The sequence below is a fragment of the Pseudomonas sp. BGA-UO-ETr-WB11 genome (assembly GCF_059567785.1).
In genome coordinates this window covers 256,257-281,043 of the sequence record NZ_JCAQOS010000008.1, presented here as the reverse complement: position 1 = coordinate 281,043, position 24,787 = coordinate 256,257, and the positions used below count along the sequence as shown (strand labels likewise).

At 63.0% G+C, this 24,787-nt stretch carries 19 protein-coding genes; 10 read left to right on the top strand and 9 right to left on the bottom strand.

What is annotated here, in order from left to right; all coding sequences use genetic code 11:
- Window positions 1–3: 3 nt before the first annotated feature.
- Window positions 4–1,422 carry an acetyl-CoA carboxylase biotin carboxylase subunit gene (locus AC56DI_RS15060; RefSeq protein ID WP_496346889.1) on the bottom strand — a complete coding sequence of 473 codons (1,419 nt, stop codon included), beginning with the start codon at window positions 1,420–1,422 and terminating at the stop codon, window positions 4–6.
- Between the two features lie 224 nt (window positions 1,423–1,646).
- Between AC56DI_RS15060 and AC56DI_RS15055 the strand changes: the two genes are divergently transcribed.
- Window positions 1,647–2,585 carry a LysR family transcriptional regulator gene (locus tag AC56DI_RS15055; protein ID WP_496347525.1) on the top strand — a complete coding sequence of 313 codons (939 nt, stop codon included), beginning with the start codon at window positions 1,647–1,649 and terminating at the stop codon, window positions 2,583–2,585.
- A gap of 23 nt (window positions 2,586–2,608) precedes the next feature.
- Here AC56DI_RS15055 and AC56DI_RS15050 read toward each other — a convergent pair whose 3' ends face one another.
- Both AC56DI_RS15050 and hexR read right to left on the bottom strand, forming a co-directional pair.
- Window positions 2,609–2,809, bottom strand: coding sequence for a PA3496 family putative envelope integrity protein (locus AC56DI_RS15050; RefSeq protein WP_324521121.1), 201 nt, complete (start codon window positions 2,807–2,809; stop codon window positions 2,609–2,611).
- A gap of 110 nt (window positions 2,810–2,919) precedes the next feature.
- On the bottom strand, window positions 2,920–3,786 hold the full coding sequence (hexR, locus tag AC56DI_RS15045; RefSeq protein ID WP_496346888.1) for a transcriptional regulator HexR: 867 nt from the start codon (window positions 3,784–3,786) through the stop codon (window positions 2,920–2,922).
- A 372-nt stretch (window positions 3,787–4,158) separates the two neighbouring features.
- Here hexR and zwf point away from each other — a divergent pair, with 372 nt between their 5' ends.
- From zwf to AC56DI_RS15030, 3 genes are all read left to right on the top strand, one after another.
- On the top strand, window positions 4,159–5,601 hold the full coding sequence (zwf, locus tag AC56DI_RS15040) for a glucose-6-phosphate dehydrogenase (RefSeq protein ID WP_496346887.1): 1,443 nt from the start codon (window positions 4,159–4,161) through the stop codon (window positions 5,599–5,601).
- 21 nt (window positions 5,602–5,622) lie between these two features.
- Window positions 5,623–6,516: an EamA family transporter gene (locus AC56DI_RS15035; protein WP_496346886.1), complete on the top strand. Its 894-nt coding sequence runs from the start codon at window positions 5,623–5,625 to the stop codon at window positions 6,514–6,516.
- A gap of 171 nt (window positions 6,517–6,687) precedes the next feature.
- Complete coding sequence (locus AC56DI_RS15030; protein WP_496346885.1) at window positions 6,688–7,092, top strand: hypothetical protein; 405 nt, start codon at window positions 6,688–6,690, stop codon at window positions 7,090–7,092.
- Between the two features lie 37 nt (window positions 7,093–7,129).
- On the opposite strand, the gene AC56DI_RS15025 is transcribed toward AC56DI_RS15030, so the two are convergent.
- Entirely contained in the window at window positions 7,130–7,516 is a 387-nt protein-coding gene (locus tag AC56DI_RS15025; RefSeq protein ID WP_496346884.1) for a c-type cytochrome, read from the bottom strand.
- Window positions 7,517–7,653: 137 nt separating this feature from the next.
- Window positions 7,654–8,187 carry a PadR family transcriptional regulator gene (locus tag AC56DI_RS15020; protein ID WP_496346883.1) on the bottom strand — a complete coding sequence of 178 codons (534 nt, stop codon included), beginning with the start codon at window positions 8,185–8,187 and terminating at the stop codon, window positions 7,654–7,656.
- Between the two features lie 126 nt (window positions 8,188–8,313).
- Here AC56DI_RS15020 and AC56DI_RS15015 point away from each other — a divergent pair, with 126 nt between their 5' ends.
- Entirely contained in the window at window positions 8,314–9,963 is a 1,650-nt protein-coding gene (locus AC56DI_RS15015; RefSeq protein WP_496346882.1) for a phytoene desaturase family protein, read from the top strand.
- Between the two features lie 152 nt (window positions 9,964–10,115).
- Window positions 10,116–13,061 carry an HD domain-containing phosphohydrolase gene (locus tag AC56DI_RS15010; RefSeq protein ID WP_496346881.1) on the top strand — a complete coding sequence of 982 codons (2,946 nt, stop codon included), beginning with the start codon at window positions 10,116–10,118 and terminating at the stop codon, window positions 13,059–13,061.
- A gap of 293 nt (window positions 13,062–13,354) precedes the next feature.
- On the opposite strand, the gene AC56DI_RS15005 is transcribed toward AC56DI_RS15010, so the two are convergent.
- Together AC56DI_RS15005 and AC56DI_RS15000 are read right to left on the bottom strand one after the other, a co-directional pair.
- The gene (locus AC56DI_RS15005) at window positions 13,355–14,605 is read right to left on the bottom strand and encodes an MFS transporter (RefSeq protein WP_496346880.1); all 1,251 of its coding nucleotides are present in this window, start codon (window positions 14,603–14,605) and stop codon (window positions 13,355–13,357) included.
- 68 nt (window positions 14,606–14,673) lie between these two features.
- The gene (locus AC56DI_RS15000) at window positions 14,674–15,666 is read right to left on the bottom strand and encodes an MBL fold metallo-hydrolase (protein ID WP_496346879.1); all 993 of its coding nucleotides are present in this window, start codon (window positions 15,664–15,666) and stop codon (window positions 14,674–14,676) included.
- Between the two features lie 210 nt (window positions 15,667–15,876).
- Between AC56DI_RS15000 and trhP the strand changes: the two genes are divergently transcribed.
- Both trhP and AC56DI_RS14990 read left to right on the top strand, forming a co-directional pair.
- A complete protein-coding gene (gene trhP / locus AC56DI_RS14995) occupies window positions 15,877–17,244 on the top strand; it encodes a prephenate-dependent tRNA uridine(34) hydroxylase TrhP (RefSeq protein ID WP_496346878.1) in 1,368 nt (455 codons plus the stop codon).
- A 17-nt stretch (window positions 17,245–17,261) separates the two neighbouring features.
- Window positions 17,262–17,756 (top strand): SgcJ/EcaC family oxidoreductase, encoded by a 495-nt coding sequence (locus tag AC56DI_RS14990; protein ID WP_496346877.1) that lies wholly within the window; start codon window positions 17,262–17,264, stop codon window positions 17,754–17,756.
- A 24-nt stretch (window positions 17,757–17,780) separates the two neighbouring features.
- Here the strand turns inward: AC56DI_RS14990 and AC56DI_RS14985 are convergent, their stop codons facing one another.
- The gene (locus AC56DI_RS14985; RefSeq protein WP_496346876.1) at window positions 17,781–20,633 is read right to left on the bottom strand and encodes a putative bifunctional diguanylate cyclase/phosphodiesterase; all 2,853 of its coding nucleotides are present in this window, start codon (window positions 20,631–20,633) and stop codon (window positions 17,781–17,783) included.
- Between the two features lie 285 nt (window positions 20,634–20,918).
- On the opposite strand from AC56DI_RS14985, the gene uvrD reads away from it, so the two are divergent.
- A complete protein-coding gene (gene uvrD / locus AC56DI_RS14980) occupies window positions 20,919–23,114 on the top strand; it encodes a DNA helicase II (RefSeq protein WP_496346875.1) in 2,196 nt (731 codons plus the stop codon).
- A 79-nt stretch (window positions 23,115–23,193) separates the two neighbouring features.
- On the opposite strand, the gene AC56DI_RS14975 is transcribed toward uvrD, so the two are convergent.
- The gene (locus AC56DI_RS14975) at window positions 23,194–24,081 is read right to left on the bottom strand and encodes an oxygenase MpaB family protein (RefSeq protein ID WP_496346874.1); all 888 of its coding nucleotides are present in this window, start codon (window positions 24,079–24,081) and stop codon (window positions 23,194–23,196) included.
- A 108-nt stretch (window positions 24,082–24,189) separates the two neighbouring features.
- Here AC56DI_RS14975 and AC56DI_RS14970 point away from each other — a divergent pair, with 108 nt between their 5' ends.
- Window positions 24,190–24,783, top strand: coding sequence for a TetR/AcrR family transcriptional regulator (locus AC56DI_RS14970; protein WP_496346873.1), 594 nt, complete (start codon window positions 24,190–24,192; stop codon window positions 24,781–24,783).
- Window positions 24,784–24,787 lie beyond the last annotated feature (4 nt).

Below are 24,787 nucleotides of genomic sequence, written 5' to 3'. Positions count from 1 at the left end.
CCCTTACAGGCCGGCGTGGGCGGCGATAGCCGTGGCAATCGCCAGGGCCAGGTGCGATGGGTTTTGCTTGATCGAGTACTCGGTCAGCTCCGGGTGGGCCTCAACAAAACTGGTGTTGAACTGGCCGCTGCGGAACTCCGGATTGCGCAGGATTTCCTGGTAGTAGGCGGCAGTGGTCTTCACCCCTTGCACGCGCATGTCATCCAGGGCGCGCAGACCGCGGTCCAGCGCCTCTTCCCAGGTCAGCGCCCAGACGATCAGCTTCAGGCACATCGAGTCGTAGTACGGCGGAATGGTGTAGCCGGTGTAGATCGCCGTGTCGGTGCGCACGCCAGGGCCGCCGGGTGCGTAGTAACGGGTGATCTTGCCGAAGGAAGGCAGGAAGTTGTTCTTCGGGTCTTCGGCGTTGATGCGGAACTGCAGGGCGAAACCGCGGTACTGGATGTCTTCCTGCTTGACCGACAGCTCCAGCCCGGAAGCGATGCGGATCTGCTCGCGGACGATGTCGATGCCGGTGATTTCCTCGCTGATGGTGTGCTCCACCTGCACCCGCGTGTTCATCTCCATGAAGTACAGCTCGCCGTCTTCGGCCAGCAGGAACTCCACGGTGCCGGCGTTCTCGTAGCCCACAGCCTTGGCCGCGCGCACGGCCAGGTCGCCAATATAGGCGCGCTGTTCCGGGGTCAGCTGCGGGCTGGGGGCGATCTCGATCAGCTTCTGGTTGCGCCGCTGGATCGAGCAGTCGCGCTCGTACAGGTGCACGGTGTTGCCGAAGCTGTCGGCGAGAATCTGCGCCTCGATGTGCTTGGGATTGACGATGCACTTTTCCAGGAACACTTCGGCGCGGCCAAAGGCCTTGGTCGCCTCGGAGATCACCCGCGGGTAGGCCTGCTCCAGCTCATCGCGGCTGTTGCAGCGGCGGATACCACGACCGCCACCACCGTTGGTGGCCTTGAGCATCACCGGATAGCCGATGCGATCACCCTCGCGCAGGGCTTCGGCCATGTCCGCGACGTTGCCCTCGGTGCCGGGGGTGCAGGGCACGCCAGCGGCGATCATGCTGCGGCGGGCTTCGGTCTTGTCACCCATGCGACGGATCACTTCCGCCGACGGGCCGATAAATTTGATTCCGCGCTCGGCGCAGATGTCCGCCAGCTCGGCGTTTTCGGAGAGGAAGCCATAGCCCGGATGCAACGCATCACAGCCGGTTTCCACCGCCAGATTGACCAGCTTGCGCGGGTTCAGGTAGCCCGCCAGCGGCTCTTCGCCGATGCAGTGGGCCTCGTCGGCCCGCTTCACATGCAAGGCATGGCGGTCGGCTTCGGCATACACCGCCACCGAACGAACGCCCATCTCGGCGCACGCGCGCACGATACGGACAGCAATCTCGCCACGGTTGGCGATGAGAATCTTCTTGATCACGAGTCTGTTCCTCGGCCAATAAACGGGCGGACCGGCGCAGCGGTCAGCACCTGACCGGACCTGTTGGTCCAGTCGCCCATTTACCCTAGCCGCGTAGAGAGATAAACCCAAATCAATAATTATTGGGTTAGTCATCAGAAAAAACTTATAGTCGCCGAATCGACAGGCCTCCAGCGCCTTTTCAACCGCAGCAAAGCGAGAGCCAAAGCATGCGTAAATCCTTGATGCGCCTGACCTTGCGGCAGATTCAGGTGTTCCGCGCAGTGTGCGACAACCGCTCCTACAGCCGCGCCGCCGAGGACATGGCCCTCACGCAACCGGCAGTCAGCCTGCAAATTCGCCAGCTGGAAGAGTTGGTCGGCCAGCCACTGTTCGAATACGTCGGCAAGAAGCTCTACCTGACCGACGCCGCCGAAGCGCTCAAGCGCGCCAGCACGGATATTTTCCAGCGCCTGGAAAGCCTCGACATGCAGCTCACCGACTTGCAAGGCTCGCTGCAGGGCCAGCTGACCCTGGCAGTGGAATCCAGCGCCAAGTACTTCGTGCCGCACCTGTTTGCCGCCTTCAAGCAGCAGCAACCGGACATCAACCTGCACCTGACCGTGGTCAACCGCGCCCAGGTGATCAAGCGCCTGGCCGACAACCGCGACGACCTGGTGATCATGTCCCTGGTGCCACCGGACATGGCCCTGGAGTTCCTGCCCTTCCTCAACTATCCGATTGTTGCCGTGGCCCCGCCGGGGCATCCGTTGGGCAAGGCCACCACGCTGAATCTGAGAGACCTCGAACCCTACCCGCTGCTGGTCCGCGAGGCCGGCTCGGGCACGCGCAAGGCCTGCGAGGAATACTTTCAACAGAAGCGTGTGCACTTCCCGCAGAAATACGAGATTTCGTCCCTCGAGGCGGTGCGTGAAGGCGTGGTGGCCGGCCTCGGCTTGGCCCTGCTGCCACGCCATAGCGTGACTCAGGAACTGGCCAACGGCCGTTTGTTGGAACTGCCGGTCGAGGAATTGCCGCTGTACCGCAGCTGGTGCGTGGTGCACGCCCGCGGCAAACGCCTGTCACCGGTGGCTCAGGCGTTTCTCGACTACATCCGCAGCGAGCGCACCCAAATCAGTGCCCTGGGCCAGACGTTTAGCGGTTATTGCCCAACGGCCCACTGAACAGGCCGTTGAAAAACCACTGATTAGCCGCGTCGATGCAGGGCAGAGACCAACAGGTAGTTGGCGGCGATCAGGTCGGGATAATCGAGGATTTCCAGCTGCAAGCGCCGGCGTTCGGAAAACTCTTCAATGGCCCGGCGGTACTGCATGCGCTTACGATCTTCCTGATCGCGACGCTTGCGGGCGGGGCTGACTGACACGACTTCTTCGGCAATCCGGGACATTTCATCTCTCCCAAGGCTGATGCGGGGAGCCCCAGCATCGGCGGGAGAGATGACGATTTAGCGGCAGCGCGGTGAAGATGCAGTGACGAGCACAGGCAGCCGCAGCAGACTCAGTCGTCCAGCGCCTTCACCGACTTGGGCGACAGGCGCAGGCTGCGCAAGCTGCGTTTGACGCTTTTCAGGTGATTGACCAGGTCCGGACCGCGGGCCATGGCCACGCCCATGGCCAGCACGTCGATCACCACTAGGTGGGCAATGCGCGAAGTCAGCGGGGTGTAGATGTCGGTGTCTTCCTGCACGTCGATGGCCAGGTTGACGCTGGCCAGCTCGGCGAGCGGCGTCTGGCTCGGACACAGGGTGATCAGGGTGGCGCCGCTTTCACGCACCAGATTGGCGGTGATCAGCAGGTCCTTGGAGCGCCCGGACTGGGAGATGCAAATCGCCACGTCGGTGGGCCTGAGGGTCACCGCCGACATCGCCTGCATGTGCGGGTCGGAGTACGCCGCCGCCGTCAGCAGCAGGCGGAAGAACTTGTGCTGGGCATCCGCCGCCACCGCCCCGGAGGCGCCAAAACCGTAGAACTCCACGCGCTGGGCGTGAGCCATGGCGTTGATGGCGGCCTGCAGGGCGACGGGATCGAGGCGCTCGCGCACCTCCATCAGGGTGTGCAGGGTGGTGTCGAAAATCTTCAGGCTGAAGTCGGCCACCGAATCGGTCTCGGTGATCGAGAACTGGCCAAAGCTGGCACCGGCGGCCAAGCTCTGCGCCAGGCGCAATTTCAAGTCCTGAAAGCCGGTGCAGCCAATGGCGCGGCAGAAGCGCACGATGGTCGGCTCACTGATGCCGACATCATGGGCGAGGTCCGCCATGGAGCTGTGCATCACCGCGGCCGGGTCGAGCAGCACGTGATCGGCCACCTTGAGTTCCGACTTACGCAACAGGTGACGGGATTGGGCAATGTGCTGCAAAAGGTTCACAGGGCTGGACTCGGTTATGATCGGCAAATACTGGGCTGTAGTGTTCTTGTAGTTATACTACATGCCCCTGTTTTCCGCACAGGCAAAGCACGCCGGAGACCTAGGGTCTGTTACCGTTTCATCGCGAGCCGCGTTGCCGCGAGAAATGCTCCCCGATTAGGCGCAGGACGCCGGTAATGGTCATTCCCTTGCCAAGTCCTGCAACAACAGCGGGGAGCATTTCTCGCACAACCCGAAGGGCCGGGCCGGTTTTTGTGCGAGCCGGCGTTACTCGTCACTTATTTGGAACAACCAAATTGCGCTCCTCGTGCCTTGTCTCGCGCAAAAACCGGCTCCGGCGCGGCCACGAATGAAACGGGAACAGACCCTACGATGAACATCCCCTGCGACATGCTGGTTTTTGGTGGTACTGGCGATCTGGCCCTGCACAAGCTGCTGCCTGCGCTCTACCACCTGCACCGCGACGGTCGCCTGCCGGCCGACATGCGCATCCTCGCGCTGGCGCGCAACAACCTCAATCGCGGTAGCTACTGCGCGATGGCGGAAAAACACTGCCGCGTGCAAGTCGCCCGCGCCGACTTCGACCTGACGACCTGGCAGAGCTTTGCCGAACGCCTCGACTACTTCGCCATGGACCTGTCGCAGAGCGCCGAATTCGGCCGCCTGAACAAGAAGCTCGGCGACGCCTGTCAGCGAGGACGCATCTACTACATGGCCACCGCCCCGGATTTGTTTGCCGGTATCAGTGCCAACCTGGCCATTGCCGGGCTGACCGACAGCAATACGCGGATCGTGGTGGAGAAACCCATTGGCCACTCGCTGGAGTCAGCCAAAGAGATCAACGCCGCAATCGGCAGCGTGTTCAGCGAACCGCAGGTGTTTCGCATCGATCACTACCTGGGCAAAGAGACGGTGCAGAACCTCATGGCCCTGCGCTTTGCCAACGCCCTGTTCGAGCCGGTGTGGCGTGCCGGGCACATCGACCATGTACAGATCACCGTGAGCGAAACCCTCGGCGTGGAAAACCGCGGCGCCTACTACGACCACTCCGGCGCCATGCGCGACATGCTGCAAAACCACTTGCTGCAGTTGCTCTGTTTGGTGGCGATGGAAGCGCCGGTGCGCTTCGACGCCGAAGCGGTGCGCAACGAGAAGGTGAAGATTCTTGAGGCGCTGAAACCGATCAGCGGCCTCGACGTGCAAGACAAGACCGTGCGCGGCCAATACGCCGCCGGCAAAATCGGCGGTCAGGAAGTGCCGGCCTATTACTTCGAGAAAAATGTCGATAACGACAGCGACACCGAAACCTTCGTCGCCGTGCAGGCCGAGATCGACAACTGGCGCTGGGCTGGCGTGCCCTTCTACCTGCGCACCGGCAAACGCATGGCAAAGAAGTGCTCGGAGATCGTCATTCAGTTCAAGCCGGTGCCGCATCGCCTGTTCGAAGGCAGCCAGGCCAACCGCCTGCTGATCCGCCTGCAACCGGAAGAGCGCATCAGCCTGCAACTGATGGGCAAGAGCCCAGGCAAGGGCATGCGCCTGACGCCGATCGAACTGGACCTCAACCTGGCCCAGGTGTTCCCGCAGAACCGCCGCTGGGATGCCTATGAGCGCCTGCTGCTGGACGTCATCGAAGGCGACTCGACGCTGTTTATGCGCCGCGACGAAGTGGAAGCCGCCTGGAGCTGGATCGACCCAATCATCAAAGGCTGGCACGAGTCCTACCAGACCCCACGCCCCTACCCGGCCGGCAGCAACGGCCCGGAACAGGCGCAGAGCCTGCTGGAGTTGGCCGGACGCGAATGGCATGACTGATCGCCGCGCGCGAGCTCGCCAATGAGCCCTGGCCTGCCGCTCAGGCACCTGCTGCTGGCCCTGGCCGTAGTGGCCGTGTGGGGCACCAACTTTGTGGTGATCAAACTGGCCCTCGGCCACCTGCCGCCGCTGCTGTTCGCCGCCTTGCGCTTCACCCTGGCCGCCCTGCCGGCGGTGTTCCTGCTGCCACGCCCGGCAGTGGGCTGGGGCAATCTGGCGGCCTACGGGCTACTGATCGGCGTCGGTCAGTTCGGCGTGATGTTTGTCGCCATGAACGGCCATATCTCACCCGGCCTGGCCTCGCTGGTGGTGCAGTTGCAAGTGTTTTTCACCATCGGCCTGGCCATGTATTTTTCTGGCGAGCGCCTGCAACGCACCCAGTGGCTGGCCCTGCTACTGGCCAGCGGCGGTATTGCCATCATCGTTCTGCACACCGATGGCACCACCACCCTGCTGGGCCTGGCCCTGATGCTGCTGGCCGCGCTGAGCTGGGCCGGCGGCAATCTAGTGGCGCGCCAGGCCGGGCGGGTCAATATGGTCGCCTACGTGGTCTGGTCCAGCCTGTTCGCCGCACCGCCACTGTTTGCACTGTCACTGTTGACGGAGGGTTGGCCGGCAATCCGCAGCGGTCTGTTGCTGGCCGATACCTATACCTGGCTGGCAGTGGCCTGGCAGGCGGCGGGCAACTCGCTGTTCGGCTATGCCGCCTGGGCCTGGCTACTCGCCCGTCACCCGGCGGCCACCGTCACGCCCATGGCCCTGCTGGTGCCACTGTTTGGCATGGGTGGCGCCGCGCTGTGGCTGAACGAAGGCCTGCCGGCCTGGAAGCTCAGTGCCGCCGCCCTGGTGATCAGCGGCCTGGCCCTGAACCTGCTGTGGCCGCAACTGCGCAATCGCTTTCGCTCCCGCTCGTAGGCTGGATTGAGCGCAGCAATACCCATCCCCGACCATCACGCCCATTGCCCCGGTGGGTTACGCCACCGCCCGGCAAATCACGCCGACAAGGTGCAATTAAGCATCCGCCACTTTGTTCCGATAACGGTGAAGGGCTAACAACTTCATTACTGATAGTGGGAAAGGTACGAAATGGAAATTTCTACGCGCTTGATTCAGGCATTTCAGCAGACGAGTACTTTTTTAGCGCGCGAAGATAACAGCACCGATGGCTCAACAAAGGCGCAGGCATCGCAAGAAGAGCAGGCCGATAGCACGGCTGACAGTGTCCGTATTTCAGCAAGCGCTTTAGCCAAACAGAATGCTGAAGTTAACGCCTCAAGCGAACAAAGCAGCAGTACGGATGTCATCGAAAAACTTAAAGTGATGATTGAAGAAATCCAAAAGCAGTTGGCGGCCCTAGAAGGGAACGACAGCCCACAGGCTGAAGAAGAGCGCAAAGCCCTTTTGCAGCAGCTTGTTTCGCTCAACGGCGCCCTGCTGAATGCCATTACTGCGAAGGATAGAGCCGAGCGCATGATCGCGAACCAGGGTTAACGGCGGCCACAGGTGCAGCCGCCCAAGATCACACGACTTACTTCAAGGTAGCCAGGAAGCTGATCAGGTAATCCTGCTCAGCCGGGTCGGTGATGCTCACGTGACGCATGCGCGTACCCGGCACCAGGCCTTCGTTGTTGCTGATCCACTTGCGCAGATTGTCTGCCGTCCAGGTCAGGCCAGACGCTTCCATCGCCTTGGAATAGGCAAAGCGTGGCACCGAACCGGCTGGCCGGCCCATCACCCCGATCAGGCTCGGACCGAAGGCGTTTTTGCTGGAGTCCAGCGAATGGCACGCCGTGCAGTGGTGCAGGAACAGCTGACGCCCGGCCGCCTCCTGCATGCCCTGGTCCTGGGCGTACACCAACGGGGCGGCAAGCAAGGCAACAGACAGTGTTAAGGATGCGGACAGGAGCTTTTTCATCGAGTTATTCCCTCACTAGATCTCGGCAATAACATTGTATTTTGTAAGCGTTTTGCCCCGCCCTTGTACAAAAGCCGCGATTGCATGGCACCAAAGTACTTTTTTAGTCGCTGGATTCGGCGCGCCTGCTGAATGGCTTACGCCTTGAGCGCCAGCGCCACTTCATCGGCCCAGGCCAGCCAGGCTTGCTCGCCCAAAATGCCGCGCCGCAGGGTCAGGTAGGGCAGGCGCCAGCCCTGGCGCTGGGCGGCGGGCAAGCCCAGGTAATCGCGCTCGATGGCCTGCAGGCTATCAAGGGTCTGGCGGTGCACGGCCACATGACGGCTCATCTCGGCGCGCAGGTTGTCTTCGCTGGTCAGCTCACCGCCGAATAGCTTCACCAGCAGCGCATCGTTGATCTTGTTCGGTTGCACCGGCTCGCTCAGCCAGCGCAGCAGTTCGGTGTGGCCGGCAGGCGTGAGGCGATAGACCTTCTTGTCTGGCCGGGTCTCCTGGGTCTCTTCGGCAAACGCCAGCCAACCTGCCTCGCTGAGTTTTTTCAGCTCCTGATAGACCTGCTGGTGCTTGGCATTCCAGAAATAGCCGAGCCCGGCCTTGAAGCGCTTGACCAGGTCATAGCCGCTGCCAGGCTCGGTTTCCAAGAGGATAAGAATGGCGTGTTTAAGGGACATGGCGGGCAATTCGGCATAAGGCGGTAAGTGCCCGGCAGTATACGGACTATGCAAGGAGTTGCATAAAGGCAAATCTTCGCTCTAGTATGCAAAACATTGCATAACAACAATAACCGGAGATCCTCGATGAAACGCACCGGCACCCGCTTCCGCCCCCGCCTGGCCCAAGACCATTACGACGCCATCGTCATCGGCTCCGGCATCGGCGGCCTGACCACCGCCGCGCTGTTGGCCAAACTGGGGAAACGCGTCTGCGTGCTGGAGCAGCACTACACCGCCGGCGGCTACACCCACAGCTACGAGCGCGAGGGGTACGAGTGGGATGTGGGCGTGCACTACATCGGCGAGGTGCACAAACCCTGGTCAATGATCCGTCGGGTGTTCGATGTGATCAGCGACGGCAACCTCGACTGGGCGCCGATGGATGCTCATTACGACCGCATCATCCTCGGCGACAAAACCTACGATTACGTCGCCGGCCGCGAAGCGTTCAAGGCCGAGATCAAGCGCCACTTCCCTGCGGAGGCGGCGGCCATCGATCGTTATGTCGACTTGCTCAGCGAAGTCAGCGCCAAGGTGCCGCGCTTCTTCGCCGGCCAAGCGCTGCCGCGCAGTTTGGGCGTGCTCTACAGCAAGTTGCGCCGTTACTGGCTGCCGGATTACTTCTTCAAGCCGACCCTGGAAGTGCTCGAAGGCCTGACCGACAACCGCGAACTGATCGGCCTGCTCACCGCCCAATGGGGCGATTACGGCCTGCCACCGGCGCAAGCGGCTTTCGTCATGCACGCGATGGTCGCCAAGCACTACATTACCGGCGGCAACTACCCAGTAGGCGGTGCAATACGTATCGCTGAGACCATCATCCCGGTGATCGAAGCAGCCGGCGGCCAGGTATTTACCTATGCCGGAGTGGACAAAATCATCGTCGAGAACGGCCGCGCTGTTGGTGTGCGCTTGCAGAAAGACGGCGTCGAGCTACGGGCGCCACAGATCGTCAGCTGCGCCGGCTTAATCCCCACCTACACCCGCTTGATCCCGACCGACGTGGCGACACAGCACAACCTGCTGGCCCCCCTGCAACAGGTCGAACCCTCCGCCGCGACCCTGTGCTTGTATGCCGGCTTCAAGGGCAGCGCCGCCGAGCTGGGCCTGCCGAAGACCAACTATTGGGTCTACCCGAGCTTTGATCACGACGCCAATATCAGCGCCTTCAAGAACAGCGCCGATGCGCCGATGCCACTTATCTACATGTCCTTCCCATCGGCCAAGGACCCGTCCTGGGATGCCCGCTACCCCAACAAGGCCACGGTGGAAATCGTCGCCGCCACCCTGCCCGCGCGCTTCGCCCAGTGGCAGGGCAGCACCTGGGGCAAACGCGGCGCCGACTACGAAGCGCTGAAGGCGGAACTGACCGAGCACCTGCTGGAAACCCTCTACCAGCACCAGCCGCAACTGCGCGGCCAACTGGATTTCTGCGAGCTGGCCACACCACTGTCGACCGAATGGTTCCAGTGGAACGTGCAGGGCGAAATCTACGGTATCGATCACACGGTCAAGCGCTTCGACCAGCACTGGATTCACAGCCAGACGCCGATCAAGGGCCTCTACCTGACCGGCGCCGACACCGTCACTGCAGGGGTCGGCGGCGCCCTGATGGCCGGCGTGCTGACCGCCAGCCGGATGCTTGGCTGGCGCGGTTATCGGGTCGGTCGGTTGCTGAAAAACTGGTCGGCACCCAGCACCCAGAACGCGCCCGGCACCCTCACCAGCGACTGACACCCAGCAACCCCCCGCCACAACGCGGCGGGGCTTACCAATAACCGCCGGCAATCGGCTAAATAGCGCGGTTATTGCACTTAACCAACAGCCTGCCGGGCACATCTATCTATAGTTGATGGGTTAGCGCGCTCAACTAAAGGAGTAGACCCGTGCCGTCACGTCGCATCCCCTTCGCCGTGCATATTTCCTACCTGTTTATCGGTTTGCTGGTGGGCTTTGCGGTCATCACCAACAGCTTTCATTTCAGCGAAACCCGCCGGTTGATTACCGAGGAAGTGGCCGCGCGTTTTGCCCTGATTGGCCAGAGCACCATCCAGAGCATCGAAAACACCGTACGCGGCGCAACCGCCGCCAGTGCACTGCTGGCCAAGCAACACCTGATGCGTGCCAGCAACCTCGAGCAGCGCCTGGACAGCCTGGCCTGGATGGCCACCGCCCTACAGGCGCAACCCAATGCCAATGCCCTGTACATGGGCTACGAGAGCGGCGATTTCTTTATGCTGCGGCGCTGGCGCGATGATCCAACGCTGCAGGCCCGGTTTAACGCGCCCGCCAGGACGGCCTGGATGGTGCAAAGCATCCAGGTGCAGGACGGCAAAGCCAGCGGCGACTACCTGTTCTTCGATGCCAACCTGGCGCTGCTCGAACGGCGCGCCCAGGCAGACAGTCCGTACGACCCGCGCACCCGCGAGTGGTACCAGCAGGCCCGCCTGAGCGACGGGCTGTATGTGCAGTCGCCCTATGTTTTCGCCAGCACCGGCGAGGTCGGTTCCACCTTTGCGGTGCAAACCGACAATGGCCTGGGCGTGGCGGCCATCGACATTACCCTGCGCTCGGTCAACCAGATCCTGGCCAACAGCAAGGTCACCCCGGATACCCGGGTGGCCCTGATCAATGGCCGCGGCGAGGTGCTCAGCTCGCACCTGGGTGCGGCGGCACTGATTCCGGCCGCCGATGGCAAGGGCCGTATGCCGACCATCGATGACCTCGAACTGCCGATGCTGAAAAAACTCATGGCCGAATCGGTCGGGGTGCAATCCGGCACCCGCTCATTTACCGATGACCAGGGCAACACCTGGGAAGGTGGCGTATTCCGCTTCAGCATGGCCAACGGCGAGCTGGCCGTGTGGATCGCCGCACCGCATCAGGAGCTGTTGGCCAGCGCCTACGCCAGCCTGCGCCGCAGCCTGTACATCGTCATCGCCCTACTGCTGGTGGGCATTCTGGCGGCCTACGCGCTCTCGCGCCTGGCCTCCAAGCCCCTGCATGAACTGACCCGTGAAGCGATCAAGATCGAGCGTTTCAACTTCGAAGAACCGCTGCATGTCGAATCGCAGATTAGCGAGGTGGTCGACCTCGCCCATGCCATGGGCAATATGAAGGACACCATCAAACGCTTCCTGCAGCTGTCCACCGCCCTGGCCAGCGAAACCAACTTCAACCGCCTGCTGGCCCGCCTGCTGAGCGAGATGCAAGCGGTGACCGGGGCCACTGTCGGCATGATCTACCTGGCCGATGCCAGCGCTAGCCAGCTGCATCTGGCGCGGGTGCGCCAAGGCAGCGACCTGCTGGACGAACAGACCAGCCAGCACTTGAGCATCGCCACCGACCTCAACCATCCGCTAATCCTCGCGCTGGACGAGCAGGCGCCACCCCGCGAGCTGTCGAGCGAAGAGTTGCAGGCGGCCTTCCAGACCCTCGGCCCGCAGACCCAGAGCCTGACCTTGTGGGTGCTGCCACTGCGCAACCGCAACGGCGAGCTGCTCGGCGCCCAGGCCCTGCTGATCGATCAACGCCAGCACAAACTGAGCAAGGAGCTGATGGCCTTCGTCAAGGCACTGTCCACCACAGCGGCCGTGGCCCTCAACACCCAGCGCCTGATCGAGGAGCAGAAGATTCTGCTGGAGTCGTTTATCCAGCTGATCGCCGGCGCCATCGACGCCAAGAGCCCTTACACCGGCGGCCACTGCCAGCGCGTGCCGGAACTGACCAAGATGCTCGCACGCGCCGCCTGCGCCGAACAAAGCGGCCCCTTCAGTGCTTTCACCCTCAACGACGAGCAATGGGAAGAGCTGCATATCGCCGCCTGGCTGCACGACTGCGGTAAGGTCACCACCCCGGAATACGTGGTCGACAAAGCCACCAAGCTGGAAACCCTGTACGACCGCATCCACGAAGTACGCATGCGCTTCGAGGTACTCAAACGCGATGCCGAGCTTGAGTACTGGCAAGCCATCGCCGCCGGCGGCAGCGCCGAGGCATTGCACGGGCAACTGACGCAGCAACTGCAGCAGCTGGATGCGGACTTTGCCTTCGTCGCCCAGTGCAACGAAGGCGGCGAGTTCATGGCCCCGGAGCACATCGCCCGGATCCAGGCACTGGCCCAGCGCACTTGGCGGCGCACCCTCTCCGACCGCATCGGCATTTCCCACGAAGAGCAACAACGCAAGCAAGCGATGGCCGAAGTCGAGCTGCCCACCCAGGAGCCCCTGCTGGCCGACCGCGCGGATCACCTGTTCCCCCGTGGCCCGCGCGATACCCTCAAGGCCGACAATGCCTGGGGCTTCAAGGTCAACGTGCCGGAGCACCTGTACAACCGCGGCGAGCTCTACAACCTGAGCATCGGCCGCGGCACCCTCGCCGAGGAAGAGCGCTACAAGATCAACGAACACATCATCCAGACCATCATCATGCTGGAGAAACTGCCCTTCCCGCGGCACCTGCAAAAAGTCCCGGAAATCGCCGGCGGCCACCATGAAAAAATGGACGGCAGCGGCTATCCGAAGCGCCTGACCGGCACGCAAATGAGCGTACCGGCACGGATGATGGCCATCGCCGACATATTCGAAGCCCTGACCGCCGTCGACCGCCCGTACAAGAAGGGCAAGACCCTGTCGGAAGCGATCAAGATCATGGGCTTTATGCAGAAAGACCGGCATATCGACGCGGAACTCTTCGCCCTGTTCCTGCGCTCCGGCGTCTACCGCGAGTATGCCGAGCGCTACATGCCCAAAGAGCTGGTCGACGAGGTGGATATCCAGGCGTATCTGGGCTCTGTACCCGGCTCAGCGCCAGCCGCGCCGTCGAGCAGCTGAGCAAAAAACCACCAACTCGCTACAGCCCTTAGCCGCCGGCGCCTGGCGGCAGGGCCACACAGCTTATCCACAGGAGACTGCACAGCGACTGTGTTTAACTTTTTCGCTAACTGATTGAAACTTAATGAAATTTGATCGATTGGCGGCAAGCCCCAGAGCACAAGGCGCGCAGCGGAACACCGACAGCTTATCCACAGCCCTATCCACCCGCAGCGGGGATAAGCCGCGGGTTTATGCACAGGCCGATGTGTAGGATGGGTTGAGCGCAGCGATACCCATCAAGGGTTTGCTCACTACCGGTTATTCACTGCCGGTTGCCGGGCGAAGTAATAGCCGACCACCGCCAGCGCCAGCAGACCCAGGACCCCGGCGGTAAGAAACAGCGCCTGATAACCCAGCACTTTGGCCAACACGCCACTCAGGGCGCCCACCACACCGGCCAGCAGCAGTTGCACACAGGCCTGCAGGGTGAAGTCGGCGCCTTCGTGCTCGGCGCGGCACTGGCGCATCATCACGGCAAACAGCGCCACCGTGGACATGCCATCGGCGCATTGCTCGAACAGCGCCACGGCATACACCAGCAACGCCGGCGCGCCCTGGCTGACCAATACGGCCATGGCGGCAATACCGACAGCTTGCAAAGCACCGAACAGCAACAGTGAATGCAAAGCCCCCAGGCGCGCATACAACACGCCACCGAGCAGCGCGCCGCCGATGCCGGCCAGACTGCTGATCAGGGTCAGTTGTCCGAGCTCGGCATTGCTCCAGCCCTGGTCCACCAGCATCGGTTTGATCATCGGCGAACCCAACGCATCACCCAGCTTGAAGCTGAGCAGCACCGCCAGCCACAGGAGCATCCCCGGCTGCGCCAGCAGGCCTTGGTAATGCCGCCACAACAGGCGCGGGCCGGCCGGTTCGCTCAGATTCGGACAATGGGGCAACTGCTGATTTTCGCGAAACAGGGCCACCGGAACGGTCATCAACAGCAGCAAGCCGGCGATCAGACCGAGGCTCAGGTTCCAGCCCAGCCAGTCCATGGCCAGCAACAGGCCGCTGCCGCTGACCAGCATGCCGATCTTGTAGCCACCCACCTGCAAGCTATTACCCAGGCCGCGCCAGCGCTCTGGCAGCAGGCGCACGGTGAGACCGTCGGTGGCCACGTCCTGGGTCGCGGCCGCCAGGTTGACCAGCAGCAACAGGCTCAGCAGCAACCACAACGCCGGGCCGAAAAGCCGCTCCGGCGCCATCAGGGCCAGGCTGGCCAGCACGCCGATGGCCAGCAACTGCAGGGGCAGAATCCAGCCGCGATGATGGCCCAGGCGCCGTGATGCGAGGCGGTCGACCCAGGGCGCCCACAGCACTTTGAGCAACCAGGGCAAGGCCAGCAGCTTGAGCAGGCCGATCCAGGCCAGGTCGACGCCGTGCTGACGCAGCAGCACCGGCAGCGAATGGGCCAGCAGCCCGGAAGGCAACCCTTGGGCGCAATACAGCGAGGCCAACAGAATCAACGTGGCGTTGGCGGGGCGTGGGGCGTGGGCGGTCATGGCGGGCTCGTCCGTGGCGATGGCGCGACAGTAGCCGCCGCCATCGTCATGGGCAATACCGCGACGGCTCAGGGTTGCAACGGCGGCAGGGGAATTTGGGCGAAGGGCACCGGCAGCTTAAATTCGCCATCGGCCGGCAGATTGGCGCGGGTGGCCGCGACCATCCCGCGAATATCCTGCAGGCGCAGGCCCTGGGGTTGGCGCGGGTCGTTGCCGAAGAAGTCTTCCCAGTGGCCGAGGATCGCCAGGCGCGGTTGGAGGCGCTTGAGCAACACCTGCGGATAGGCCGGCACTTGCTGCCAGGAACCGACGCAGAGCACCGCCACATCGACCCGCTTGCCGTCATTGAGCACCGGCGGCAAGCCTTGTGGCGGGGTGCTCGCCGAGTCCTGATAGTGAATGCGATACACCGGTCGGCCCTGCTCATCCAGCAGGTCCACCAGCCAGGCTAGGGTCTGGCCCTCCTTCCAGCCGAAGGTGCTGCGCGGTAGCTCCGTCAGGTCCTGGTCATAGCTGCCGGTAAGGAACTTGATGCCGAAAATATGCGGCGCGTGCTCGCTCTTGATCGCCATGGCGCGCAACTGACGCTTGGGTGAATAGAACCACTGCCCAGGCGTAGCGCCGTCGGCCATGACTTTCTCCGCATCAACGATGCGTTCGCGAGGCAGTGCGGCGGCGAGGATATGACCCATGGTCTGCGAGCCATAGACCTTAGCGTTGGGCGTATGCACCTGCATAACCCGCGGTACGTCGAGCAAATGATCGTAGTGGGCATGGCCGACCAGCAGCATGCTCACGTCGCTGGCCGGCGGCATCAGTTCGTCGATCTTCGCCGCATCCGCCTGCACACCCATGGGCGGCTGGCCGAGGGTCGCCGGATTGCTAAACGAGGGCGCAAACAGCAGCGCCTCGCCCTGCCAGCGCAGCAGGTAACCGGCCACGCCGAGGTATTGCAGGCTCGGCGGCGCCACTTCTTTGGTCTGCCAGAGCGGCAAACCGGCAGGGTTTTGCGCGCAACCGGCGAGCAGCACCAGGGACAACAAGGCAATACGACGCAGCATGGGCGGTTCTCCATCAATCAGCCGTGCAGGTTAGGGTCTGTTCCCGCTTCATCGCGAGCCGCGTTGCCGCGAATGAAACGGGAACAGACCCTAGGACGCTATCACCCGCCCGTCGCCGAACCTATGGCCGGCTGACAGCAATCAATACCCGCCAAGGCCGAGTTTCCGTAAAATCCCCCACCTTTCGTGCGCCATCCCGAGTTTATTGCCATGTCTGCCCCGTTCAAACCCGAGTTGCTCTCGCCTGCCGGCACCCTGAAGAACATGCGTTACGCCTTCGCCTATGGCGCCGACGCGGTGTACGCCGGGCAGCCGCGCTACAGCCTGCGGGTGCGCAACAACGAGTTCGACCACGCCAACCTGGTACTCGGCATCAATGAAGCGCATGCCCAAGGCAAGCAGTTCTACGTGGTGGTCAACATCGCCCCGCACAACGCCAAGCTGAAGACCTTTATCAAGGACCTGGCGCCGGTGGTGGCGATGGGCCCGGACGCGCTGATCATGTCCGACCCCGGCCTGATCATGCTGGTGCGCGAGCACTTCCCGCATATGCACATCCACCTGTCGGTGCAGGCCAACGCAGTGAACTGGGCCAGCGTCGAGTTCTGGCACCGCCAAGGCCTGACCCGCGCCATCCTGTCACGCGAGCTATCGCTGGAAGAGATCGGCGAGATCCGCAAAAAAGTGCCGGGCATGGAGCTGGAAGTGTTCGTCCACGGCGCGCTGTGCATGGCCTATTCCGGTCGCTGCCTGCTGTCGGGCTATATCAATAAGCGCGACCCCAACCAGGGCACGTGCACCAACGCCTGCCGCTGGGAATACAAGACTCACGAGGCGAAGGAAAACGAAGTCGGCGACATCGTCCATCAGTACGAGCCGATCGCCGTGCAACAGGTCGAACCGACCCTCGGCGTCGGCGCACCGACCAACGAAGTGTTCCTGCTCGAAGACAGCAGCCGCCCAGGCGAATACATGTCCGCCTACGAGGACGAGCACGGCACCTACATCATGAACTCCAAGGACCTGCGCGCCGTGCAGCATGTCGAGCGCCTGGTGCAGATGGGTGTGCACTCGCTGAAGATCGAGGGCCGCACCAAGTCCCACTATTACTGCGCGCGCACCGCCCAGGTGTATCGCAAGGCCATCGACGACGCGGTAGCTGGCAAGCCGTTCGACATGCGCCTGATGGACACCCTGGAGTCGCTGGCCCACCGCGGCTACACCGAAGGCTTCCTGCGCCGCCATGTGCATGACGAATATCAGAACTACGAGCAGGGCTTCTCGGTGTCCGAGCGCCAGCAGTTCGTCGGCGAGCTGAGCGGCGAGCGGGTCAACGGCCTGGCCGAGGTCAAGGTGAAAAACCGCTTTGCCGTGGGTGATCGCCTGGAACTGATGACCCCGCAAGGCAACCTGAACTTCCGCCTCGACGGCCTGGAGAAGCGCAACGGCGACAAGGTCGAGGTGGCCCCCGGTGACGGCCACACCCTGTACCTGCCGGTGCCGGAAGACATCGACCTCAACTACGCTCTGCTGATGCGCCATCTGGATGGCGCCACCACCCGCGCCGGCAAAGCCTGATGGCGCCAGGAGCCTGTATGTCGCACCTCGCCAATTTCACCCTCGCCAGCACACTGCTGGCCCTGCTTGGCTGCGCCGGCAGCCCGCCACCGCCCCTCAGCCCGCCGCTGCAAAGTGGCGCCATTGAGCGCTGTAAAGTCAGCAGCGAAAGCGAAATTGCCGCCCTGTTCGAGCGCTGGAACCGCGCCCTGAAAACGGGTGAACCGGCCAAGGTGCTGGCCAACTACGCGCCCAATTCGGTCTTGCTGCCGACCCTGTCGAAGCTGCCGCGCCTGACCCCAGAGGCCAAGGTCGATTACTTCGAACACTTCCTGCATGACCGGCCGAGCGGCAAGATCGATTCACGCACGATCCAGCTCGGCTGCAACATGGCAGTGGATATCGGCCTGTACACCTTCACCTTCGCCAAGACCGGTGCGGTGGCACATGCGCGCTTTACTTACACCTACGTGTGGGATGGCCAGCAGTGGCTGATCAGCAGCCACCACTCCTCGCTGCTGCCGGACAAGTAAGCTCGGCGGCGGGCCAACAGCCCGTCAGGCGGTCGCTTTCTGCTCGCGCAGCAACTGGCTAAAGGCCGCGGCCGGCACCGGCTCGCTGATCAGGTAACCCTGCAGCTCGTCGCAGTGCTGGGCCTTGAGGAAGTCCATCTGCGCCTGGGTTTCCACACCCTCTGCCACCACTTTCAGCTCCAGGCCGTGGGCCATGGCGATGATCGCCCGGGTGATGGCGGCGTCTTCACTGTTGGTGGAGATGTCGCGGATAAAGGTCTGGTCGATCTTCACGTAGTGCACCGGGAAGCGCTTGAGGTAACTGAGCGATGAGTAGCCGGTGCCAAAGTCATCAATCGCCAACAGGATGCCCAGGCTGCGCAGTTGCTGGAAGGTGCTGATCACGCTTTCGACATTCTCCAGCAACAGGCTTTCGGTCAGCTCCAGCTCCAGCAGGCGCGCCGGCAGGCCGGTTTCGTCCAGCACCTGGCGCACCAGGCTGACCAGGCAACCCTGACGCAGCTGCTGGGCAGAAATATTCACCGATACGCGCACCTCCGCCAGGCCTTCCAGTTGCCAGCTGCGTGCCTGCTTGCAAGCCTGGCGTAGGACAAATTCGCCCAGCGGGTTAATCAGCCCGGTCTCTTCGGCCAGGCCGATAAAGTCGCCGGGCGGCACCAGGCCCATCTCCGGATGACGCCACCGCACCAGGGCCTCGGCGGCATGCAGGCTGTCGTCGGCCAGGCACAGCTTGGGCTGGTAGAACACCTCCAACTGGCCCTCTTCGATGCCCTTGCGCAGCTGGTTTTCCAGTTGCAGGCGCTCCAGGGTGCAGGCCTGTAGGTTGTCGGTGTAGAACTGGAACGTGTTGCCGCCCAGGTGCTTGGCGTGTTGCACGGCCATGTTGGCCTGACTCAGCAGGGTGGAAATCTCCCGCGAGTTGTCCGGCAACAGGCTGATGCCGATAGAGGCACTGACCACCAGCTCTTGATCGCCAACCATGATCGGCAGGCGCAGCTTGCTCAGCACCCGGCTGGCCAGTCGGGCCAGGCTCGACAGGCTGCCGTAGGAGTCCAGCAACACGGCAAACTCATCACCGGACAGCCGCGCCAGGGTCTCGGCCTCGGGAATGGTTTGCGCCAGGCGCCGGCTCATCTGCCGCAGCAATTGGTCCGCCAGTTCGTGGCCAATGCTGTCGTTGAGAATCTTGAAGCGATCCAGGTCGATATGCAGCAGCGCCAGACTGTGACCGCTCTGCCGCGCACGCTGACCCGCTTCATGCAACCGCTCCTTGAACAGGGTGCGGTTGGCCAGGCCCGTCAGGTCGTCGTAATTGGACAGGTAACGCAGGCGCTCTTCGGCCTCGCGGCGGGCGGTGAGGTCGACGAAGAAACCCACGATATGGCTGACCCGACCCTGGGCGTCGCGAATCATGCTCAGTTGCAGCCATTGCGGGTACAGCTCGCCGTTCTTGCGCGTCTCCATCAACTCGCCTTCCCAACTGCCGCTGCGCTCCAACTCCAGGCTGATCAGGCGATACTGGCGGCGCGCATCGCTGCCGTGGATAAAGCTACCGACACCCTGGCCCAGCAACTCCTCACGGCCATAACCGGTAACCGTGGTGAAGGCGCGGTTGACCGCCAGAATGCGGCTGTCCGGATCGAGGATAACAATCCCCTCGCTGGCGGCCTCAAACACGGTGGCGGCCAGGCGCTGTTCTTCTTCGCGGGTCTTGCGCGCGGTGATGTCGCGACGGGTGCCGAGCATACGCAGCACGCGGCCCTGGGCATCGCGCTCCACGGCTCGGCCGCGGTCTTCGACCCAGATCCAGTGGCCGGCGGCGTGGCGCATGCGGTATTCCACGGCATAGCCATCGGTATGGCCCTTGAGGTGCTCGACCAGCACCGCGTGCAGCACTGACACGTCATCCGGGTGCAGGCGCGGCTTGAGGTCGGTGAGCATGGCGTTGACCATTTCCGGCTGTAGACCGAGCAGTTCCTGCAACTGCGAGTGGTGCACGGCGTCGGTAGCCAGGTTCCAGTCCCACAGCCCCAGCTCGCTGGCTTCCAGGGCCAGGGCCAGGCGCGCCTCGCTCTTGCTCAGGGCGTGGGTGGTGTCGTCCAACTCCAGGGTGCGCTGCAGCACGTGCATTTCCAGCTCGTCGTGGGCACCGCGCAATTCACGCTCGGCGCGCCGGCGCTGCTCCACTTCCCGTGCCAGCTCCTGATTGAGGCCTTCCGCCTGCTGCTTGGCGTACTCCAGATTGGCGATCAGTGCCTGATTGTGAAAGCGCTGCTGCAGGTTGCGGGTGACCAGTCGGTTGACCTGCCAGGTCACCAGCAACAAGGTTCCAGAGAGAATCAGGCCGAGTACGCCCCAGCTTTCCTGGCGCGGGTCGTTGCTCAGCAGCAACACCCCCAACGGCGGCAATACGCAGGGCAAGGTAAACGTCAGGAAGGCCGACAGGCTGACGGCATAGGCGACGCTGGCCGAGAGAATCGCGGCGGCAATCAGGCCGTAGACCAGAGCCTGCTGCAAAAAGGCGTCCGGCGGCACCAGGGCGATCTCGGCGAAAGCCAGGGTCAGGCCAGACAGCCCGGCGCCCAACAGAAACATCCGCCGCCACTGCGGCTCGGCCTGGCGCGACGGTAAAGCGGCGTTGAACGCGGTGACCTGAATCAGGCGCATCACCGCCAGCAGCACCAGCCACACCAGCCAGCCAGCGAGGCGCGCAGAGTTGCTCGGGTTCCACAGCAGGTAGGCGCACGCCACACCGCTGAGCAGCATCAGCAGGGTCGGAACTTGCGAGCCTTGATACAGCAGACGTGTGCGCTCGACGGCCAGATCGGCCATAAAAGCCTGCCGGGTATCCGTCAACGCGACGGACCCGGAAGCCATAGAAGGGGGTTTTTCAACAGCGTGCATAGGCTCTTTTCTTATTAGTGGTTGGCCTAGATTTGCCCGAAGCATACCCCGTGCTAGACGCTTCGCTGAAATATTTCTGCGGGCTGAGCAGCAATAAGCGGCCTAACTTTCGATTGGCCCTAGCGCGGGCCAAGCAACACCTGACTGACCGTCAAATCAGCTTTCCCGGCACGGCCACGCTCGACCCAACCGTCGCCCATACGCACCGCGCAGGGCGGGCGGCTCGCAATGCAGGGGCAACCGCGCCTAAAATGCGCCATGCATGATGACCTCTCCCCCCTGTTGAATTCCCTCAACGACGCCCAACGCCAGGCTGTAGCAGCCCCGCTGGGTCGTCAGTTGGTGCTCGCCGGCGCTGGCTCCGGCAAAACCCGCGTACTGGTGCACCGCATCGCCTGGCTGGTGGCGGTGGAACACGCCTCGCTGCATTCGGTGCTGTCGGTGACCTTTACCAACAAAGCCGCCGCCGAGATGCGTCACCGCATCGAGCAGCTGATGGGCGTCAGCCCCCAGGGCATGTGGGTCGGCACCTTTCACGGCCTGGCCCATCGCCTGCTGCGCGCGCACTGGCAGGAAGCCAAGCTGGCGGAAAACTTCCAGATCCTCGACAGCGACGACCAGCAGCGCCTGGTTAAGCGGGTAATCCGCGAGCTGGGCCTGGACGAAACCAAGTGGCCGGCCAAACAGTCGCAGTGGTTTATCAACGGGCAGAAGGACGAAGGCCTGCGCCCGCAGCATATCCAGCCGGCCGGCGACCTGTTCCTCGCCACCCAGTTGAGCATCTACCAGGCCTATGAGGCCGCCTGCGCCCGCGCCGGACTGATCGACTTCTCCGAACTGCTGCTGCGCGCCCTCGATTTGTGGCGCGACAACCCCGGCCTGCTGGAGCACTACCAGCGGCGCTTCCGCCATATCCTGGTGGACGAGTTCCAGGACACCAACGCCGTGCAATATGCCTGGCTGCGTTTCCTCGCCAAGGGCGGTGCCAGCCTGATGGTGGTGGGCGACGACGACCAGTCGATCTACGGCTGGCGCGGGGCGAAAATCGAGAACATCCACCAGTACAGCCGCGACTTCCCGGACGCCGAAACCATCCGCCTGGAGCAGAACTACCGCTCCACCGCCGGCATCCTCAAGGCCGCCAACGCGCTAATCGCCAACAACCAGGGACGCCTCGGCAAAGAGCTGTGGACCGACGGCGGCGATGGCGAGCCGATCAGCCTGTACGCCGCCTTCAACGAATACGACGAAGCACGCTATGTGGTCGAGTCGATCATGGACGCCCTGCGCAAGGACGGCTTGAAGCGCAGCGACATCGCCATCCTTTACCGCTCCAACGCCCAGTCGCGGACCCTCGAAGAAGCCCTACTGCGGGAGAAGATCCCCTACCGCATCTATGGCGGCCAGCGCTTCTTCGAGCGCGCCGAAATCAAGAACGCCATGGCCTACTTGCGCCTGCTCTCGCAGCCCGGCAACGACGCCGCGCTAGAGCGGGTGATCAACGTACCGGCGCGCGGCATCGGCGAGAAAACCGTCGAGACCATCCGTGAACAAGCACGCGCCGCCGACCTGTCGATGCACGCCGCGATCAGCCTGATCATCGCCAACAAAGGTTTGCCGGCGCGGGCCTGCAGCGCCCTGGCCGGCTTCCTGGAAACCCTCGACAACCTCGCCGCCAAAGTGCTGGAAATGCCCCTGGGGCTGATGACCCAGACGGTGATCGAACAGTCCGGCCTGCTCGCCTACCACAAGGAAGAGAAAGGCGAGAAAGCCCAGGCCCGGGTAGAAAACCTTGAGGAACTGGTCAGCGCCGCCCGCGCCTTCGAAACCATGGAGTTGGAGGAAGACACCACCCTCCTGGCCGCCTTCCTCGACCACGCCTCCCTGGAGGCCGGCGACACCCAGGCCAGCGAGCACGAAGACAGCGTGCAGCTGATGACCCTGCACAGCGCCAAGGGCCTGGAGTTCCCACGGGTGTTCCTGGTCGGCATGGAAGAAGGCCTGTTCCCGCACAAGATGAGCCTGGAAGAGCCCGGCCGTCTGGAGGAAGAGCGGCGCCTGGCCTACGTTGGCATCACCCGCGCCATGCAATGGCTGGTGATCAGCTACGCGGAAACCCGCCGCCTGTATGGCAACGAGACCTACAACAAGGTGTCGCGCTTCGTCCGCGAGATTCCCGATGGCCTGATCCAGGAAGTGCGCCTGAGCAACAGCGTCAGCCGTCCCTTCGCCGGCACCCGCAACCAGAGCATGAGCAACAGCAACCTGTTCGCTGGCGCCGAAGTGCCGGAAACCGGCTTCAGTCTCGGCCAGAGCGTACGCCACAGCCTGTTCGGTGAGGGCGTGATCCTCAACTTCGAAGGCGCCGGCGCCCAGGCGCGGGTGCAGGTCAAGTTCATCAACGAAGGCACCAAATGGCTGATGCTCGGCTACGCCAAGCTGGAAGCGATGTAATGCTCAAGCGCTCAGCCGGTCGTCGCGGCCATTAGCGCCGGCTACGGCCGAGCGCCAACCTGCTGCAATCCTGAACGGTTCAGGCTGCGCGCCGGTCGAGCAAGTTGATGATTTTCTCCGGTCCGAGGCGGAACGGCTGATAGCCCTGCGGATAACTGGCGAAATGCACCGCCAGGCGACTCTCATGGAATGAACGCCGCTCCCAGGGATTGAAACGTCGCAACCACAGCGCCCGCGCCCGCAACACCAGCGTCACCAGCGCGGCAAGCGGTCGGGAAGGCCGACCCAGGCCCAGCGCCGCCAGCAACGCGGGATCATGCAGCAGCACCTTGACCAATGCGCGCGTCAGTGGCCGCAAAGGCCACGGCAGCATCTGGCCCAGACCGCGGATGGCGCCTTCGGCGACCTGCTGGTTGCTCGGCGCAAAGCCTTCCATGCGGGCGCGATAGGCCTCGCGCCACTGCTCGAAAGCATCGATATCGGCGGGAATATCCTGCAGGTGCATGGCCTCGCCGAGGGCCCGAAAGGCCGCGAACAAGCCCTGTTCTTCGGCAACCGTCAACCGCCGCCAGCCATAACGCCGCAGCCAGTGAATCGGCTCATAGATGAACAACGACAAGGTGTAGAGGTAGTCCTCGTTGGCAATCGCGTAGTGACCATGGATATGGTTGAGGTGCTCGACCATCTGCGACCCATGGGGGCCGTCGACGCCGTCATTGAGAATCTCACTGAGAATCGCGCGGGTATCATCCAGGCGCTTAACACTGTGCTGTTCGTACTGTCCGGTGCGGTGCAACAGCGCCGACATCCGCGGGATGGCAAAGGTCTTCAGTTGCGCCAGCTCGCCGGCCACCAGCATATCCAGCGGAAATTCGTGACGGGCCAGCTCGCGCAGGATGTCTGCGTAATCCTCCCGAGGGTTGAGGGCGGCCAATCGTTGGGTGTGGCGAAAGCGACGCAGCGGCATGGCAGAGTCCTTGGACGATAATAGACAGCTGTCTATTTAGCGTCACAAACCCCTGCTGCCCAGGCGACAGGCTCGGCCCAGTGTCCACTAACAGACAGATCCGCCCCTATGTCCAGCAACCCGCTCGATCGCCGCAGCCTGCGCTCACGCAGCGCGATTCTCGGCGCCATGCTTGCCTTGCTTGGCGAACAGCCGTTCGCGCGGCTGACCGTAGCGCAAATCTGCCTGCGCGCCGACGTCGCACGACCGACCTTCTACCTGCACTTTTCCGGCAAGGAAGAAGCCCTGCTGAGCTTCATGGACGAAGTCTTCGAGCAGTTCTTTGCCGAGATTGAGCCGCAGTTGCCCCAGGCCGAGTTGAATACGACAGCGATCTGCCTGCAGCTATTCGAACAATGGCATCGGCATCGGCAACTGTTACGTGCACTGCTTGATGCGGGGCTGGAGAGCACCATGCAACAGCGCTTTCGCCACTACGGCGCCCGGTTGGTCGGTCGTTACCTGAGTCAACGCCAGCTGAGGGTGCAAGAGCCCGCCCTGATGCCGTACCTGATCGACAGCATCGCCGCCACCGCCCTGGCATTCCTGATGCGCTGGCTGCGTGAAGACCTGACCCAGTCGGTGGTTGAGTTGGCGGCCTGCTATGAAAGCATCTGCCGCCACGGCATGCTGGCCATGCTCGACCCAAACAACCCAGGCTGAGCCC

Bases quoted from the DNA above. Each gene is read 5' to 3' on its own strand.
- AC56DI_RS15035 (WP_496346886.1), top strand. From the start codon at position 5,623: ATGAGCCCTGGCCTGCCGCTCAGGCACCTGCTGCTGGCCCTGGCCGTA.
- zwf (WP_496346887.1), top strand. From the start codon at position 4,159: ATGAACATCCCCTGCGACATGCTGGTTTTTGGTGGTACTGGCGATCTG.
- AC56DI_RS15015 (WP_496346882.1), top strand. From the start codon at position 8,314: ATGAAACGCACCGGCACCCGCTTCCGCCCCCGCCTGGCCCAAGACCAT.
- AC56DI_RS15005 (WP_496346880.1), bottom strand. From the start codon at position 14,605: ATGACCGCCCACGCCCCACGCCCCGCCAACGCCACGTTGATTCTGTTG.
- uvrD (WP_496346875.1), top strand. From the start codon at position 20,919: ATGCATGATGACCTCTCCCCCCTGTTGAATTCCCTCAACGACGCCCAA.
- AC56DI_RS15000 (WP_496346879.1), bottom strand. From the start codon at position 15,666: ATGCTGCGTCGTATTGCCTTGTTGTCCCTGGTGCTGCTCGCCGGTTGC.
- AC56DI_RS15050 (WP_324521121.1), bottom strand. From the start codon at position 2,809: ATGTCCCGGATTGCCGAAGAAGTCGTGTCAGTCAGCCCCGCCCGCAAG.
- AC56DI_RS14975 (WP_496346874.1), bottom strand. From the start codon at position 24,081: ATGCCGCTGCGTCGCTTTCGCCACACCCAACGATTGGCCGCCCTCAAC.
- AC56DI_RS14970 (WP_496346873.1), top strand. From the start codon at position 24,190: ATGTCCAGCAACCCGCTCGATCGCCGCAGCCTGCGCTCACGCAGCGCG.
- AC56DI_RS14985 (WP_496346876.1), bottom strand. From the start codon at position 20,633: ATGGCTTCCGGGTCCGTCGCGTTGACGGATACCCGGCAGGCTTTTATG.
- AC56DI_RS15055 (WP_496347525.1), top strand. From the start codon at position 1,647: ATGCGCCTGACCTTGCGGCAGATTCAGGTGTTCCGCGCAGTGTGCGAC.
- trhP (WP_496346878.1), top strand. From the start codon at position 15,877: ATGTCTGCCCCGTTCAAACCCGAGTTGCTCTCGCCTGCCGGCACCCTG.
- AC56DI_RS14990 (WP_496346877.1), top strand. From the start codon at position 17,262: ATGTCGCACCTCGCCAATTTCACCCTCGCCAGCACACTGCTGGCCCTG.
- AC56DI_RS15030 (WP_496346885.1), top strand. From the start codon at position 6,688: ATGGAAATTTCTACGCGCTTGATTCAGGCATTTCAGCAGACGAGTACT.
- AC56DI_RS15020 (WP_496346883.1), bottom strand. From the start codon at position 8,187: ATGTCCCTTAAACACGCCATTCTTATCCTCTTGGAAACCGAGCCTGGC.
- AC56DI_RS15025 (WP_496346884.1), bottom strand. From the start codon at position 7,516: ATGAAAAAGCTCCTGTCCGCATCCTTAACACTGTCTGTTGCCTTGCTT.